This window comes from Roseovarius sp. CH_XMU1461 (assembly GCF_037027165.1).
GTDB classification, from domain to species: Bacteria; Pseudomonadota; Alphaproteobacteria; order Rhodobacterales; family Rhodobacteraceae; genus Roseovarius; species Roseovarius nubinhibens.
Window position 1 is genome coordinate 209,255 of sequence record NZ_JAYMDV010000001.1, and the last position, 16,428, is coordinate 225,682.

Below are 16,428 nucleotides of genomic sequence, written 5' to 3' on the forward strand. Positions count from 1 at the left end.
GCGCCATGACAGGCAAGATACAAACCACAGTTCTGCGCATCAGCGGGGCGATCGACGTGGTGGCCAGCATCATCACCTCCTTCGCGATCATCGTCTTGGTCGCTGCGGTGCTGTTGCAGGTCGTGGCGCGCTATATCTTCCAACAGCCCCCGCCCTATACCGAAGAGCTCGCACGCTATGCGATGATCTGGGCGGGGCTGATCGGCGCCAGCATGGCGTTCAAACGCCGCTTTGACCCGGCCTTGATGAACGGCGTGAAAAACGGCCCGCCCTGGATGCAGGTCGCGGCCGAGATCATCCGCTCGGCGGTGGTCCTGACCTATCTCGTGCCGATCCTGATCTATTGCTTCTACGGCCCCGGCCTCAACCCGGCGCGCAGCTTTCTGCTCCGCCACAGCAAGACCATGGCCGAGGCGCTGCCCATCACAACCGTCTGGGTCGCCATCGCCGTGCCGCTGATGATCCTGATCATCCTCGTGCATCTTCTGGCCCGCTGGTGCGGCGACGGCTGGGACACGCGCCGCGCCGCACCCGACTGACCTGCCCAGACTGACCGGCCCAGACTGACCCGGCTGACCCGACCACCATCACGTGACCCAAAGGACCTGTCCCATGCAGGCTGATCTGATCCTCCACGGCGCCGAGATCATCGACGGCACCGGCGCCCCGCGCTACGCCGCCGATCTCGCCGTGCGCGATGACCGCATCACCGCCATCGGCGATCTCTCGCGCTGGCAGGCCGGGCGGCGGATCGACGGCACCGAGCTCATCCTCGCGCCGGGGTTTATCGACCCGCATGTGCATCACGACGCCGCCGTCCTGACCGATCCCGACATGCCCTTCATGGTCAGCCAAGGGGTCACCACGATCATCAACGGCAATTGCGGCTTTTCCATCGCGCCGATCACCACCGAGACCGCCCTGCCGGTGCAGCTTCGGATGATCATCGGCGACGCCCTGCCGCGTTTTGCCCGCTATCGCGACTATCACGACCGGCTGGTGCAGGACCCTCCGGCGGTCAACACGGCCTGCCTCATCGGCCATTCCACGCTCCGCGCCAACGCCATGGCCGATCTCGATCAGCCCGCCTCGCCCAGCCAACTCTCCGCCATGTCGCAGCAACTCGAATGCGCACTGGCCGAGGGCGCCATCGGCCTCTCCACCGGCACCTTCTACGCCCCCTCCCGCGCCGCGCCTCTGGCCGAGCTGACCGCGCTCGCCCGCGTTGCCGCCGCCGAGGGCAAGCTCTACGTCACCCATATGCGCGACGAAGGCGACCGCGTCATCGAGGCGCTGGAAGAGACCTTTGCCGTCGGCCGCGACGCCTGCTGCGACGTGCATGTCTCGCATCACAAATGCGCAGGCCTGGCCAATCACGGGCTCTCGACCCGCACCCTGCAGATGATCGAAGACTACGCCGCCGCGCATCGCGTCGGGCTCGACACCACGCCCTGGATCGCCTCTTCCACCGTCCTCAACTCGGGCCGCCACCGGCAGGCCACCCGCGTCATCGTGGCCGAGAGCGAGACCTACCCCGACATGGCCGGGCGCGACCTCGCCGACATCGCCGAGGGTTGGGGCTGCGATCTCGACGCGGCGGTCGACCGGCTGATGCCCGCCACGGCGATCTTCTTCATCATGGATGAGGCCGACGTCCAACGCATCCTGAGCTATCGCCAGACGATGATCTGCTCCGACGGCATCTCCGGCGGCAGCCACCCCCACCCACGGGTCTGGGGCACCTTTCCGCGCGTCTTGGGCCATTATGCCCGCGACCTCGGGCTCTTCTCTCTCGAAGAGGCGGTGCAACGCATGACCTCCCTGCCCGCCGATCGCTTTGGCCTCGGCGGACGCGGACGCATCAGCATCGGCGGCTTTGCCGATCTGGTGCTGTTCGACGCGGCCACGATCCGCGAAGGCGCAACATTTGAAACCCCCATTCGACCCGCCGAAGGCATCAGACATGTCTTCGTCAATGGCCGCGAGGTTTGGGCCGAGGGCCGTTCCACGGGCCAACGCCCCGGCACGGCGCTGGTCAAGACCGCCCCCGGCCGGGTCGTCTCAATATCGGACAGAAGGAAAGACCAATGAGCTACGATGTGATCCTCAGAGGCGGCCATGTGGTCGACCCCGTCAACGGGCTGGATGAAATCACCGATATCGCCTTCAAGGACGGCAAGATCGCGGCCCTCGGCGCTGACATCACCGGCCCCGCCAGCCGCGAAGAGGACGCAACCGGCCTGCATGTGCTGCCCGGGCTGATCGACTCCCATGTCCATGTCTCGGGCTGGATGGGCGGCGCGGCGGGGCACAACATGCTGGCGCTGGCAGGCGTGACCACCGCGCTCGACATGGCCGGGCCGATCGAGAGCGTGATGGACATCGCCGCCGCGACCGGCACCGGGCTGACGCTGGCCTGCGTTGACTATGTGCGCCCCGGCCACACGGTGAGCACCACCAATCCCCAGATGGACGAGCTGACCGAGGCGCTGGCCAAGGCCCGCCGCGCCGGTGCCGTCGGCCTCAAGGTTCTGGGCGGTCATTTCCCGCTCACCGCCGAGGCCTCGGCCCGGGTGATCGAGCTCTGCGGCCGCGAAGGCGCCCATGTCGCCTTTCACGCCGGCACGCTCGACACACCGCAGAACCTGCGCGGCCTGGCCGAGGCTTGCGAGCTCGCCGCCGGCAACCCGCTCCACATGCCGCATGTCAATTCCTACGCCCGCGGCTTTGAAGGCCCGCCGCTTCTCGAGGCGCAACAGGCGGCCGACATGCTGCTCGACTATCCCAACATCTGGTCCGAGAGCTATCTCGCCCCGATCAACGGCAATTCCGCCAAATGTTCCAACGGCATTCCCGAAAGCGTCGCGACCCAGCGCAACCTCAAGGCCGGTGGCTTTGCCGCCAACCGTGACGGCCTCGCCGAGGCGATCCTCGCCGGCTGGGCGCATATCCACGTCTCCCGCGATGGGCTGACCCGCCTTGAAACCGGGCCCGAGGCCCTCGCCGCATGGCAAGAGGCCGAGACCAACATCGGCATGAGCTTCTACGTCAACCCGTCCGAGACCACGATCCCGCTCGCCATGCTGAAACGCCCCGACGGCAGCTTTGCCATCGACGCGCTCGCCACCGATGGCGGCGGCTTGCCCCGCAACGACCTCTGCGAACGCGGGCTGGCGCTGGTCCATCTGAACGCGCTGACCCTCGCGCAATTCGTGCAGAAAACCTCCATCGCCCCGGCCCGGATAATGGGGCTCGGCACCCGCAAAGGCCATCTCGCCCCCGGCGCCGATGCCGATGTCACCGTGATCGATCTCGACGCCCGCCGCCCGGTGATGAGCTTTGGCTCCGGCAAGCCCATCCTCATCCGCGGCGAGGTCGTGGGCTCGGGCACCACGATGATCGTCCCGCCCGAAGGGCTCGACGCCGCCACCTCCCGTGGCCTCACCCCCCTCATCGCCGCCCCCGGCAGCTTCCACCCCACCCGCCATCCCGCCCCCAACGCGGGTTAAGCGACGCGCGACACGCCCAGCCGGGACCGGCTGGGCATGTCCGCCATCTGACATTTTCCAAAAAACTCAAAGCCTTCAAAACCGCTCCGCAGGCAAAGCCTCCGGCAAAACCTCTGCCACTCACGAGCCCAAGAATTGCAAGAGCTTTGCCCGATCGACTTTCGACCTGTGGCGCTTGTCCATCGGAATTTTCTTCAGATGGAGCACGTCTGACACGCCAAAACCCTGCGCCAAGTGACGCCACTCTGTCAGTTGGCCCTCGTCACCTTCAATGCACAAGACAGGATCTCCATCGAGGCAGATGAGTGCGCTCTGCTGGACCCCTGACCACTGCCGTGCGGCGACTTCGACCGCGAAGGGAAACATGCGCCCCCCCGGTGTTTTCACATCGCTCCCCAACCGACCCCAGAGCCACAACCGCCCCTGCGCGTCCAGCCGCCCCGCGTCGCCCGTGCGATGCCAGATCGTGCCGCCGTCCCTGATCTTGTTCTCCTCGGAATGCGCCGGATCGAGATAGCAATCATTGACATGATCCCCCGCCACCTGAACTTCATCGTCCCGAATGCGGAGTTTGATCTGCGAAACCGGCCGCCCGACAAGAAGCCCCATCCCCGCAGCCATATCCCGCAGGTCACGATCCGTGATGTCGCGCGCCTCTAGATGGGCAATCGGTTCGGCTTCGGTCGAGCCATAGACACAGACCACCTCCAGACCCGGCTTGCCGAGAAGCCTCTCAATGAGATCCGGAAAGACCGGCCCGCCGCCGGTGAAAACCCTGTGCACCGACCCAATACCCTCGCAACGCGCCAGCGTCTCGCACAAGGACGGCGGGATCAAAAGCCGCGTCACCTGCTGCTGCGCTATCCAGCCCGAGAATTGCTCGGGCGAGAGCCGATCCAGCTTGTTCATCTTCCAATTGGGCAAAACAGTCGTGCGTCCCGCCGCCAGATTAATCAGGGTAAACACCGGAAACGCGACCAGATCCCGCTCGGCCTGATCGCTCTCCAGAACCGGCGCGATGGCGTCATGCTGCGCCATGAGAAATGCGTGACTGCGCGGTATGGCCTTGGCCTGCCCTGTGGTGCCCGACGTAAAGGAAATGAGCGCCGTATCCGCGTCCTGCACCATGGCGACCGGCTGATCGCCCGGGGCGCCGCCGGGAAGCAAGAGCCGCAGCCGCATGAGCTCTGGCACCACGAACCCCAGAAGCGCGAACAATCCCGCCGCGCAAAAGGCCTTGGGCCGGGTCGTTCTCGCAGCATGACGCAACCCTGCGAGACCCATCGCGGGTTCTGGCAAAACCACCGTCGCCCCCAGAGACCACAAACCCGCCAGACTTGCGTAGAGATCAGCGTTGACCGGCATCGCCAGCAAGACGCGATCGCCATGGGCAATCCCTTTGCGCCGCCATTTTCTGGCAAACTGCTGCGCCCGTATCTGCAACTCACGATAGGTAACCTCGCGGCCGTCGCCGCCAATGATCGCTGTCCGATGCGGGTGCCGTTCAACCGCCGCTGCAAACTGGTCCAGAAGATTAGCCATCCAGACGCAGCCCCAACAATTCATACCGCCGAAACACCGTGGCCCCTTCGGCAACGCTGCGCTCGGCGGATTGGTTGTCATCATGGATCAGCGCGTGAATGGCCGTGTCAAACCCAAGCTGCAGCGCGGATTTGTGAAAATGACTGGCCAAATGGCGCCCCGCGCCTCGCTCTAGACTGGCATAGGTCTTCAGGATGGCGGCAGAGGGGTTCGGCCCTTCCGCATAATTGGGAATGCCAAACAGAAACCCCGCCAGGGATCCATCCGGGCGACGGGCAAAAAAGATAAGCTCGCGCTTCAGCATCGGCACCACAGGCATATACATCGCCAGAAAATCGCTCTCGGAAATCGGCTTGTAAAAGGCATTTCCGGAAAAGGCTTCGACCGAAAGCGCATAAACCTGCCGGAACAGCGCTTCGGGGTTGCGCCCGTCCCAGGCCTCGACTTCAAACGCCTCACGTGCGGCCGGGGGCGCCTGCGCCGTTTGCGCCAGGGCGACCCGCGCCGAGAAATACTTGCTGATGACCGAAAACCCTGCCGCGCGAAACAGCTCGGCCTCATGCGGCTTGTGCGTCGGCTCCATCAGAAAGGCGGCAGACCCGTCGCTCTCGGACACGACCCGATAGCTGTGCCAAGTATCCCCGGACATCGGACCGATGACCCGATCCCCCCCAGCATCCCGGATGTGCTCAATCGCCCTTCGCAGAACCTCTCGCCCCGCCTCCGGCGTCTCGCAGGAGAAATCGCCAAGCGTCGCGCTCGGCGCGCCCTCCCACTCGGGCCCCTCCAGATACACAGTCAGCTTGGCCCCCTCGGTCCGAATGATATGCGTCGTCATGAGATACCTCCACCGACAATCCCGACGCCGGCCTCCCCCAGAAAGGACCAGACGTAAAAGCCCAGCGGCGGCAACAGCGCCAATAGCCCGAGCTTCGCCACACGATTGGTTCGAAACATCTGCGAAAACACCGACGGCACAACAGCCATGATCGCGAGCGAGACAAGCGACAGCGCGGTCAAAGGCTCGGCCCAGTTGGAAAAGTCAGAGTTCTGCGACACCGCCCAGCTCCGGATCAGGAACAAAAGAGTGGCGGCCAGAGGAATCGCGACCGTCAAGGCGCGCCGCGCCACCGCGATGAACCCCATGGCCAACCCCATCGCGCTGAGCCCGAAAAAGCCGACCCCATCGAGCCCCGTCGCATGCCCCGCCGCAAGCCAACCAAACCCCAAGAGCCCCAAGGCCGCAACGACATCCAGCTCGGGGAATTTGCTGTCACACGGCGACGCAGTCCGCGCCCAACCATGCGCCGCAAGCACCATGATCGGCAGAAGAGTGTTCTGAAACTTTGCCGCCGCCAATAGCAAGAACACCGCCACGACATAGACCCGCGTCGTGTGTTTGCTCAGGTTGACCAGGCTCCCCACCACGCCGAAACTGGCCAGCGAGACCAGGAACAAAAGAGTCAATATCGCCAGCTCCGCCACGGAGCTGTCATAATGCACCCTCAGAAAAATCAGCAGGCCAAGCGGCAGGAACAGGTTGTCAAACCCGCGCCAGCTTTGCGCTTCGACCAATGTGCCGAACGCCGCAACCATCAGGCACAACATCAAGATGTTGAGCGGCGGCAAGCTCGACAAGAACAAGAAGCAGATGATCGCAACCAGCAGTGTGATGACGAAAAACACCACCGACCCCTCGAGGCTCTTTTCGCCATCCTCCACCACATAGCGCTTGGTGCCATAGGCTGTCCCGGCCAGCGCGGCGGCGGCATCGGCCAATGTCAAAACGGCGATCGGAAGCACGTAGAACAGGGTGTTTTCACCGGCCACGAGAAAGCAGATCCCGACGGACAACGCCAATAGGAAATCCCCGTAGGACCTGCGCTCCACACTGTGAAGCGTGGCCCCCAGTCCCTGCGAAAACCGGGGCAGACGTAGGATCAGCATCACGACCATCGTCACCCCGATCAGCATGTAAACCGGCCAGCCCTGCGGAAAAATCCACGGCAGAGCCAGCGTAAAAAGCCCGGTCCCCACATGCATCAGCTTGCGCTGCACCTCTGCGTTCAGGCCGACCTGTCGTGCCACCCGCCGGACCACGGCCATCAATCCCAACAATGCCGCAACACAGGCCAAGGCCAGCAGGATCGGGGGCGCTACGCTCACGCACGCACCTCTTCGACGACAAAATCTGAATAGAAAAATGCCATATCGCGCGCCTTCAGCTGATCCTCGATTCTATCAAGCGTTTCAACCGCACCGCTATAGGCTTTGGGCACCCGGCGCGGCGCCATCATGTTCCAATAGACCAGACGGGCCTTGGGCGCGGCCGCCGACAGAACCGATCCATAGACCGCTTCAAACGTCTCGGGCGACATATATTCAAAGATATCAGACAGGTTGAACCCGTTGGCTTTTTCGCCGGTCGAGACAAAAGCCTCCAACGATCCCGGCCGGATATCGAGACGATCGAGCCGGGCGCGGATCGTGTCAAAATGCTCGGCCCGCCACGCCATCGGCAAGGCCGCGCCATGGGTGCCCTTCAAAATCCAGTGCAGATAGGGGTTTTGCGACGGATCGGTCGCAACCCCTGCATGGCGAATGCGTCGCGCCACATGCTGGGCGGGGCTGCCCTCGACATGATCGAAAAACGCCTTGTCGCGCCCCATGCGTCCCATCACGAACCGCGAAAAGAACATATTGAGCAAGAGCCGCCATCGGAACGTGTTGAACCGCGTCTCAAAGAAGGCTTCGCGCGCCTCTGGTGTGCGCGGGGTAAAGACCTCATCAATCCTGCGCCGGGAATGCACCAAGGGCAAAAGCCACGTGCGAAAGATGCGAAAATACCGCTCGAACTTGCCGATGCCACCGATCCCATGACGGCTCACCTCGGGAATAAGCCCGGTCCAAAAGGCATGCGTCTCTGCGTCAGCGCCTTGCAACGCCCGCGCCAGCAATACCGCGCGCCGCCTGCTCGGCCGCGATCCGGTCAGCTCCAGAAACTCGGGATGTGTCAGGGCCCGGTAGGCCCCGATCCTGAGCCTCAAACAGGCGATCTGCGCCGGCGACAGATCAACCACCACCACTTTCGCCGGATCAAGCGTCAGCATGGCGAGCGCATTATCCCCCGCCGAACAGATCGACACCAGCGTGCCCCCGGCGCAATCGCCCAACGCCTCGGTCAGAACATCCGCATCTTCCCACAGCTGGGCATAGCGGATGTGATCGAAATCTGCCTTGCCTTCGATTTCACTCCGCCCCATCGCACCGCTCCACCTTGCCGCTTGCCCCGTCCACCGACAGGTTCTCGCCATCCTTGATCCACTGGGTCGCCCCTTTAAGGCCCACGACACAAGGAATACCCAACTCGCGCGCCACAATCGCCGAATGCGACAAAAGCGATCCCCGCTCCACGACAATGGCCGACGCGTTCGAAAACACCGCGATCCAGCCCGGATCGGTGTGACGCGCCACGAGGATATCCCCCGGCTGCAGCGCCTCTGTCCGCGGATCACGGATCACCCGCGCCTTGGCGGTCACCTGACCCGCCGAACAGCCGGTGCCGGTTTTCACCCGCTCCGGATCCTCCTCGCCCCCCTCGGCCTCGGCCCAGATCGGCGCAATGGCGGGGCCGCGGATCTCTATCCGCTCTGGCGGGTCCGGACGTCGGGCGGCAGCCGCATCTTCGCCCTGACGCTGTGCGACGATAGCCCTGAGATCGGGCGACAGGCTGAATCCTTCGACCGCCCCCAAGACTTCGGAGGTCGTCAGGTGGAACACGTCACGCGGTTTGGCCAGCAACCCCCGCGCGGCAAATTCGCGGCCGATGCCTAGAAACACACGTCTGGCATGGCCAAAGATACGGGTGCGTTCAAAGCGCAGGTTCTCGCGGTCCCGCACCCGCGCCTTGGCCCATCCAACGATCCATTTGGCAAGCTGCCGTTTCAACGGATTGCCGGGGAAGAGCGCCCTCCAGTCCGGGTCGCTCCCCGCATGCCGCGGGCCTTCGGGACGGGCGGCGCTGGCCGCCACAGCCATCAGCAGGCTGCTGGGGTCATCGCGCAACGGGATGCTTTCGAGCTTGAGCTCCTCGGTGCACCGATCCCCGAACTTCTCCAGATAGGACCGGATTTCCGCCGCGATCTCAGGATAGGGCGCAAGGGTCTCCACCCTGCACTCCGCGCCAAGCTGATCCGCGACCCCGGCCTCGCGCACCATACGTGCCATATGGGCAATCCGCTGCGCCGGCTCGGCCGAGACGATATCCCCCTGGCCGATCATGACATCATTATGCAGCAGCGGCCCCCTCTCGCCCAACCACCTCTGCAGCAGGTTGCGCGAGGCCCCAAACGCGATCATGCACAGGAAATCATTGACCAATGGCGCGTCCCAGCGATCCAAGAGCGTGCTTTCGATATGGCGATACTCGGCCGCGAGCTCGGTCGCATTCGCCGCCTCGATGTCGAAATCGCGCTCCAGAACCCTGTTCAACCGCGCATAGAAATTGCGCCGGGTCCGCGGCAACCGCACCGCCTGCCAGATCAGGCCGCCCGCCACCGCAACCAGCTTGCCATATTCCAAAACCTTGCGCGCGCCTGTGACCGGAGCCGGCCCAATTGCCTCGGTGATCTCGCGCGGCATGGGCTCGGACACGCCCATCATCGTTTCCATATAATCGCGGTTGAGCGAAAACCCCGGCAAGAGCGCCAGCGCCCGATACCAATTGACCAGATTGTAATAGACGCGCCCATCCACGCGTCCGAGAAGATTGTCAAAGATCGCCGCGTTCTCCGCGACCGTTTTCTCTGACACACCCAGAAGCCGCACAAAGGCGCGATAGACCCGCGCATAGACATGCAGGGCAAAGGAATAGGTCAGCGGGCTGACCATGCCCGGATAGCTTTCGACGATGTTGGAATTGTCAAAAATGGTGAGCGCCTGATCCGGCAGCGGCTCCGGCCGCAGCTCGGTGGTGATGGGCCGTGCCTGCAGGATGTGCAGCCCCTCCGCATCGAAGGCCCATTCGATGTCTTGCGGCGCGCCAAACGCCTCTTCCGCCCGCCGCGCCAGCACGGCGATCTGTTGCGCCTGATCTGCCGTCAAAACCCGTGGCGCGGCGTGCCCAGATTTGGCCGCGCCAGAGGGATCGATGGTCCAATCCTCGCCGTCCACCTCTCCCGCCACCAAGGCATCCCCCAAACCTTCGACCGCAGACACAACAACCCGGTTGCGCTGTCCCGACACCGGATCCGCCGAAAAGGCCACACCGGCGGCCGTTGCCGCGATCATCCGCTGCACGATGATCGCCGGGGCTTCGGCCTCGCCCCCGGATTTGACCGCACGATAGGTGGCGACTGTGTCCGCAAACCCCGATTGCCAGACCTGTTTCGCCGCCTGCAACACCTTGCCGCCCGCAACATTCAGCACCGTATCGAACTGCCCCGCATGGCTGTGCTCGGCACCATCCTCGGCCCGGCCGGAACTGCGCACCGCATAAGGGCCCGGTCCCAGCACATCGAGCGCCGCAGCAAGCGCCTCGCGCAACCCCGAGACCGCGATCGGCCCCGCCTTGCCCGCCCGAAACGCGGCATCGCTGATGACAAAAAACGCCGGCGGATTGAACCCGTGACGCGCCAACTGTGCCAGCGCCGCGGCTTTGCCGCCCACCACGCTGGGATCAACCGCCTCGGATTGTGGAACGATCACTCTCATCAGAAACCTCCGACCAAAAAGGGGAGAAACCCCGCGGTGGCATAGCAAAAGAACACCCAAAGCCCCGCGACGGTATCCATCCTCTCCTGGGCCTTGGGGCTCGGCGCCCGCATATAGCTGCGCGCCGCAAGACCACAGGGCAGGACCGCCGCGACCCCGACCCCAAGGGTCAGCCAGCCCACGCCCGTCGCAAATCCCGTGGCCACCAAAAACACCAAAGACAGCGCCACACAGCCGAGCCAGAGCGTCGCGGCGCGGCGATACCCCCAGAGGCCTGAATAGCTGTCGACCCCGTCGATCTCATTGTCAGGCGACCAAAGCTTGCGCCCGATCTCAAGCACACAGCCATTCACGAAGGACAGCGTCAGAAACAGCCACAGCTCTGCGGCGGCCCCTCCGGCGGGTCGCCACTCGATGCTGGTCAGCAGCAGATCGATTAGCGGCATGATCGCCATATGGCTGACGAGATAGAGAACCGGCCGCGCCTTGAGCCACGCCGGCACCCCGAACTCCGCCGTCATCGCCGCGAGCCAGACCCACACCAGCAAAAGACACCACAGAACCGGGGGCGACCACGCCCAAACAGCGGCAACAGCCAACGGCAGGGTCAGCAGCCCAAGCCCCAGCACCTCCGCCGGGGACACCAGCCCCCGCGGAATTGGTCGCTCGGGGCGATAGCGCCGGTCGTCCTCGGCATCCTTGAACTCGTCGCACACGCGCATCTGGAAAAACAGCGCCATCGCCAGCACGAAGCCCACCACAAAGGCGGGCCACTCGGGCAATGGCCGATCGGCAAGCCGGGCCGAGACACAGATACTCGCCGCAGAGAACACCAGCAAAAGCGGCACGGTCTTCTTCAGCGGAAAGCGTTCGGATTGATAGATCCACAGGCGCGCCAGCAAAGTCATCTGTGGCGGGCCAAGCTCTCATGGGCCCGGGTGAAATGCCCCGCAGCGATGGCCGCAACAATCGAAATCTCGCCGCAAAGACACAGCGCGGCGGCCACCTCGGCGAGGGCCGTCCCATGACCCGCGCCCTTCAGCCCGAGAATGTTCAACGCCGCGCTCTGGCTGGGCAGGCCGGTGCCGCCGCCCACCGATCCCACAAGGATATTCGGCAGCGTCACCGAGCAGAAAAGATCCTCGCCCCGGGGCTCCATCCGCGTCACCCCCACCGCGCTTTCGGCGACGCAGGCCGCGTCCTGCCCGGTCGCGATGTAAAACGCGGCCAACCCGTTGGCATAATGCGCCTGCGCCCCCAACTGACCCGAGAGATGCGCCCCGAGATTGGCCACCCGCCCATAGGCGAGCATGGCCTCCACGCTGGTGCCAAGCGTCTTTTCCACGACGCCCGCGGGCAGGGTGACCGAGGCGCTGACCTTGCGGCCCCGCCCCGTCACCATGGCCAGCGCCGAGGCCTTCTTGTCGCCCGAGAAATTCCCCTCGATATACCAGCTCTCAATGGGCACGGGGCAGTCCTTGGCAATCGCCCGGCACAACGCATCGGTCGCGATGGTCACCATGTTCTGCCCCGCCGCGTCGCCGGTGGTGTAACGGCAGATCAGAAAGACGATATTCGTGTCGATGAACGGCTCGAGCGACACCAGCTTGCCATGCCGCGTCGTGGCCTCCGCCACCGCCTGCAGGGCCTCGACATTGCCGACCACCCAATCCACGAACTGACCCGCCTGCAGCAGGCTTTCAAACACAAAGGCCGGCGTCCGCAACACCCCTTCATATAGCACGGCCGTGCTGACCCCGCCTGCCCGCCCCGCGGCAAAGGCCCCGCGCGCATACGAGGCCACAAGCGCGGCCTCGGTCGTCGCCAACGGCACATAGAAATCGCCATTGGCGTTCATCCCGTTCAGGCGCAACGGCCCGACAAGGCCAACCGGCACTTTCACCGTTCCTATGAAATTCTCGATATTGGCGCTGTAGGTCTCAGACGCCGCAACCGTCGCCGGATCTGCGATCTCCGCTTGATCCGCCTCGCTCGCCTTGGGCTTCAGATGCTCCCAAAACCGCGCAACCGTCTTGCTGTCAGCCGTTCGAGACGGGCGCAAGGGCAAGAGCCCCTCGCCCTTCGGGGACATTTGCTGAGGTGTGCGGTCAACATCATAGCGCGCTTTGATACGCCGCAACATCTCCCGCACATGAAAGGGAATAATCAAGACGCAACTCCGCAAAACCACGATACACACCAACCGCAGATGAACGCCTGCGCTGGCTCCACTCTACCAAGTCGACCTGCAATATCCAGCGAATACATCCGGTTGGCACCTGCCCCCGATCCGCCCCTTGCACTGGCCCGCCCTTCTGACGGTCCCTCCGCGGACCACGCCGGACACGCAAAGTCGCGGGAATTATCCTTATATTTCAATAATTTGAAACTTACTCAAGAACGCGCCTGTCCTTGGCGCGTTGATCGACCTGCCGGTAGGTTACTCCGGCTCCCGTCAGCCCCGTGTCTTTGTCAGGCCAAGAGGCGCGCAAACCCCGCAAGCGACCCCATCAAAGCCCACACATTGCATGCATAGGTCATGACACAGGAGCGTCGCGAAATGACAACTCGGGCCTGAGCTAAGAGGCTAATTGTGCAATCTGTGAGATATCGCCCGGACAGCGCCGCCACCTAAACTTCCAGAGTGCGGAAGGTTTATAGTGGCGGACCGAGGAGGATTCGAACCCCCGACCCCTTGATTCGTAGTCAAGTACTCTATCCAGCTGAGCTATCGGTCCGTAGGGCAGGCATCTACCGATAGTGGCCGGGCATTGCAAGGGGCGGCGGGCGAGAAATTTGGATTTTTTCTCAGACCGGCGCCAGCGCGCCTTTCGGCAAGGTGATGAGGAAAATCGTGCCCTCCGCATCGCTGCGTTCGAGCTCGAGCGTGCCGCCATGACCACGGATCAGCTCGGACGAGATCGACAGGCCAAGCCCGGTGCCGCCCTTGCGCGTGCCGCCCTGGAACGGCGTGAAGAGATGCGTGCGCGCCTTCTCCGGCAGGCCCGGCCCGGTGTCGCAGACCCGCAGGAACCACGCATGATCATCCTCCTGCGCCTCGATGCGCACCTCGCCCGCGATGCCCTCGGCACCCATCGCCTGCCGCGCGTTGCGCACGAGGTTCGACAGCACCCGGTGCAGCTGTTCCGCATCCGCCCGCAGCTCGAGCGTCGGCGGCACGATCTCGCGCAGCTCGATCGGCTCATCCGCGCCAAGCGCCAGCCGCTCGCCGAGCATCACATCCTCCACCAGATCCGCCAGCCGCAACATGGTGAGCCGTGGCGCGGGCTCCTCCGCCTTGCCAAAGGCCAGAGTCGATTCACACAGATGCACCGCCCGCGTGATCGAATTCACCAGCTTCGGCGCAAGCCGCCGCACGGTCGGGTCCTCGCTCATCTCGATCCGGTCGGTAAAGAGCTGCGCCGAGGTCAGGATATTGCGCAGATCATGGCTCACCTTGGCCACCGCCCCGCCGAGCTGGGCCAGCCGCTCTTTCTGGCGCAGCGACTGGGTGAGCTGCACCTGCATCACCTGCAGCGTCTCTTCCGCCTCGCGCAGCTCGATCACCCCGGCCGAGGGCGTGATCACTCCGCGCACATCCTCGGGCGCCTGCGAATAGGTCTTCATACTGCTGACCACCCGCTTGATCGGCTTCACGATGAACCGCCGCACCGCAAAGAAGAGCATCATCGCCGTGATCACCGAGATCACCGCCGACAGGATCAGGATGCGCAGCCCGTAATCGATCATCGCCATCCGCAGCTCGCCGGTGTCCATCGCCACCTCAATGAGCAGCCCCGCCATATGCAGAGGCTCGCCGATGACCCGGATCACCTCCGGCTCGGGCTTGGCCAGCCGCATGAGCGCGTCGCGGATCAGAACCATCGCCGACGGGTCGCGCATGTCGAAAGTCTTGGAAATCGGCGCCGGCACCGGCGCGTCGAGGATCAGCTGCCGCGCCTCATTGCGGCGCAGCACGATGTTATAGACGCCCGCGTTCTGCAACAGCTCTTCCTGCAGATCCTCGTCAATCGCGTCATTGGCCAGTAGCGCCAGCGAGGCGATCTGCGACCGTTCCAGCCGCGACAGCAGGTAATCCTCGCGGAACCGCGCCACCGAGGGCACGAAGATCAGGATCTCGGCCAGCATCACAAAGATGGTGGTCAGGATCAAAAAGCGGCCAGACAAAGAGTTCAGCATGGGCATTCCGGGTGCGGGTCTCGGCCGCTCTTATACGCGCGCCCCCTCACGGCAGCCAGCGTTGAACCGCGCCAACCACCCGTTTGACCATCGCATTTTCGAACAGGCGGGGCGAGAAATACGCACCGGCCGCCCGCTTGTTGATCTCGCCAATCGTCGGATAGGGCGCGACCATATTGGCCACATGTTTCATCTTGAGCCCATTGGCGATGACCAGTGACCAGAGGCTGATCAGCTCGCCCGCCTGATGGCCCACGATGGAGGCACCCACCGGCCGCCCCTTGACCACCATCACCTTGATGAGCCCCGTCGTCTTGCGCTCGGCAATGGCGCGGTCATTGTGATGATACTCGAACCGCGCCACCTCGAGCGCCGCGCCATGCGCCTCGCGCGCCGCCGCCTCGGTCAGGCCGACCTGCGCAATCTCGGGGTCGGTATAGGTCGCATAGGGGATGTGATCCGTCCGCGTCTTGGCCGGCAGACCAAAGAGCGCCGAGCGAATGACGATCCCCGCGTGATAGCCCGCCACATGGGTGAATTGCAGCCCCCCCGCCACATCGCCAATGGCATAGACCCGGCGATTGCTGGTCTTGAGGCTGGCATCAACCTTGATCCCCGCCTTACTGGTCTCGATCCCGGCCTTGTCGAGGTCGAGCCGCTCGATATTCGCCTTGCGCCCCACCGCCATGAGCAGATGCGAGCCCTTGAACACCCTTCCATCCTTGGCCTCGATCTCGATCGCGCCGGCCTGCCCTCGCACCTCCTGGGCGAGCGCCTCTTCGGCAATCTCGATCCCCTCGGCCCGCAGCCGGTCGAGGGCAATCGCCGCCAGCTCCGGGTCATCCTTGCCGAGCGCGCGCGCCCCTTCGATCACCGTCACCCGCGAGCCGAGCCGCCGATGCGCCTGCGCCATCTCCATGCCAATCGGCCCGCCGCCCACGATCAGCAGATGCTCGGGCTTCTCGCGCATCTCAAAGAGCGTCTCATTGGTCACATAAGGCACGCTCTCAAGCCCCGGAATCGGCGGCACCAAAGGCGATGATCCGGTGGCAATGACGATGCGCCGGGCACGGATCACATGTTCGCCCGCCTGCACTTCATCGGCCGAGAGAAACCGGCCATACTCGCGGATCACCTTGACGCCGAGGCCCTCGAACCGCTCCTGACTGTCGACCGGCTCGATCTGGGCGATCACGTCGCTCACATGGCCCATCGCAGCACCATAATCGACCTGCGGCGTCACATCCGCCACGCCATAGCGCGCTGCGTGGGCCTGGGCCTGGGCCGCCTTGCCGCTGGCAATGAGCGCCTTTGACGGCACACAGCCATAGTTGAGGCAATCGCCCCCCATCTTATGCCCTTCGAGCAGGATCACATCGGCGCCCATCTGCACCGCCCCCGCCGCCACCGACAGCCCGCCAGAGCCCGCGCCAATGACCAGAATATCCGTTTTCAAACGTGCCAT

Annotated in this window: 12 protein-coding genes and 1 tRNA gene; 3 read left to right on the top strand and 10 right to left on the bottom strand. The window is 64.2% G+C overall.

Annotated elements, in window-relative coordinates:
• Positions 1-5 precede the first annotated feature (5 nt).
• The 3 genes from WA237_RS01050 (at position 6) to WA237_RS01060 (ending at position 3,509) form a co-directional block, all read left to right on the top strand.
• Positions 6-539: a TRAP transporter small permease gene (locus WA237_RS01050; RefSeq protein ID WP_009812626.1), complete on the top strand. Its 534-nt coding sequence runs from the start codon at positions 6-8 to the stop codon at positions 537-539.
• 73 nt (positions 540-612) lie between these two features.
• Positions 613-2,091, top strand: a complete 1,479-nt coding sequence (locus WA237_RS01055; protein WP_336096339.1) for an N-acyl-D-amino-acid deacylase family protein — start codon at positions 613-615, stop codon at positions 2,089-2,091.
• Positions 2,088-3,509, top strand: coding sequence for a dihydroorotase family protein (locus tag WA237_RS01060; RefSeq protein WP_336096340.1), 1,422 nt, complete (start codon positions 2,088-2,090; stop codon positions 3,507-3,509). Before WA237_RS01055 ends, WA237_RS01060 begins: the two co-directional genes overlap by 4 nt.
• 120 nt (positions 3,510-3,629) lie before the next feature.
• Here WA237_RS01060 and WA237_RS01065 read toward each other — a convergent pair whose 3' ends face one another.
• The 10 genes from WA237_RS01065 to WA237_RS01110 form a co-directional block, all read right to left on the bottom strand.
• A complete protein-coding gene (locus WA237_RS01065) occupies positions 3,630-5,051 on the bottom strand; it encodes an AMP-binding protein (protein WP_336096341.1) in 1,422 nt (473 codons plus the stop codon).
• Positions 5,044-5,889, bottom strand: a complete 846-nt coding sequence (locus tag WA237_RS01070; protein WP_336096342.1) for a hypothetical protein — start codon at positions 5,887-5,889, stop codon at positions 5,044-5,046. The genes WA237_RS01065 and WA237_RS01070 overlap by 8 nt, the downstream gene beginning before the upstream one ends.
• Positions 5,886-7,187, bottom strand: a complete 1,302-nt coding sequence (locus WA237_RS01075) for a hypothetical protein (protein WP_336096343.1) — start codon at positions 7,185-7,187, stop codon at positions 5,886-5,888. Before WA237_RS01075 ends, WA237_RS01070 begins: the two co-directional genes overlap by 4 nt.
• A gap of 26 nt (positions 7,188-7,213) precedes the next feature.
• Complete coding sequence (locus WA237_RS01080) at positions 7,214-8,314, bottom strand: DUF3419 family protein (RefSeq protein ID WP_336096344.1); 1,101 nt, start codon at positions 8,312-8,314, stop codon at positions 7,214-7,216.
• The gene (locus WA237_RS01085) at positions 8,301-10,763 is read right to left on the bottom strand and encodes a PEP/pyruvate-binding domain-containing protein (protein ID WP_336096345.1); all 2,463 of its coding nucleotides are present in this window, start codon (positions 10,761-10,763) and stop codon (positions 8,301-8,303) included. The genes WA237_RS01080 and WA237_RS01085 overlap by 14 nt, the downstream gene beginning before the upstream one ends.
• On the bottom strand, positions 10,763-11,671 hold the full coding sequence (locus tag WA237_RS01090) for a UbiA family prenyltransferase (RefSeq protein ID WP_336096346.1): 909 nt from the start codon (positions 11,669-11,671) through the stop codon (positions 10,763-10,765). Before WA237_RS01090 ends, WA237_RS01085 begins: the two co-directional genes overlap by 1 nt.
• Complete coding sequence (locus tag WA237_RS01095) at positions 11,668-12,855, bottom strand: hydroxymethylglutaryl-CoA reductase (RefSeq protein ID WP_336096347.1); 1,188 nt, start codon at positions 12,853-12,855, stop codon at positions 11,668-11,670. The genes WA237_RS01090 and WA237_RS01095 overlap by 4 nt, the downstream gene beginning before the upstream one ends.
• 569 nt (positions 12,856-13,424) lie before the next feature.
• A tRNA-Arg gene (locus WA237_RS01100) sits at positions 13,425-13,501 on the bottom strand.
• Positions 13,502-13,571: 70 nt separating this feature from the next.
• The gene (locus WA237_RS01105; protein WP_336096348.1) at positions 13,572-14,963 is read right to left on the bottom strand and encodes a HAMP domain-containing sensor histidine kinase; all 1,392 of its coding nucleotides are present in this window, start codon (positions 14,961-14,963) and stop codon (positions 13,572-13,574) included.
• A 46-nt stretch (positions 14,964-15,009) separates the two neighbouring features.
• Positions 15,010-16,428 carry a dihydrolipoyl dehydrogenase family protein gene (locus WA237_RS01110; RefSeq protein ID WP_336096349.1) on the bottom strand — a complete coding sequence of 473 codons (1,419 nt, stop codon included), beginning with the start codon at positions 16,426-16,428 and terminating at the stop codon, positions 15,010-15,012.

Coding starts and splice junctions, on each gene's coding strand:
- WA237_RS01050 (WP_009812626.1), top strand. CDS start 6: ATGACAGGCAAGATACAAACCACAGTTCTGCGCATCAGCGGGGCGATC.
- WA237_RS01055 (WP_336096339.1), top strand. CDS start 613: ATGCAGGCTGATCTGATCCTCCACGGCGCCGAGATCATCGACGGCACC.
- WA237_RS01060 (WP_336096340.1), top strand. CDS start 2,088: ATGAGCTACGATGTGATCCTCAGAGGCGGCCATGTGGTCGACCCCGTC.
- WA237_RS01065 (WP_336096341.1), bottom strand. CDS start 5,051: ATGGCTAATCTTCTGGACCAGTTTGCAGCGGCGGTTGAACGGCACCCG.
- WA237_RS01070 (WP_336096342.1), bottom strand. CDS start 5,889: ATGACGACGCATATCATTCGGACCGAGGGGGCCAAGCTGACTGTGTAT.
- WA237_RS01080 (WP_336096344.1), bottom strand. CDS start 8,314: ATGGGGCGGAGTGAAATCGAAGGCAAGGCAGATTTCGATCACATCCGC.
- WA237_RS01085 (WP_336096345.1), bottom strand. CDS start 10,763: ATGAGAGTGATCGTTCCACAATCCGAGGCGGTTGATCCCAGCGTGGTG.
- WA237_RS01090 (WP_336096346.1), bottom strand. CDS start 11,671: ATGACTTTGCTGGCGCGCCTGTGGATCTATCAATCCGAACGCTTTCCG.
- WA237_RS01095 (WP_336096347.1), bottom strand. CDS start 12,855: ATGTCCCCGAAGGGCGAGGGGCTCTTGCCCTTGCGCCCGTCTCGAACG.
- WA237_RS01105 (WP_336096348.1), bottom strand. CDS start 14,963: ATGCTGAACTCTTTGTCTGGCCGCTTTTTGATCCTGACCACCATCTTT.
- WA237_RS01110 (WP_336096349.1), bottom strand. CDS start 16,428: ATGGCACGTTTGAAAACGGATATTCTGGTCATTGGCGCGGGCTCTGGC.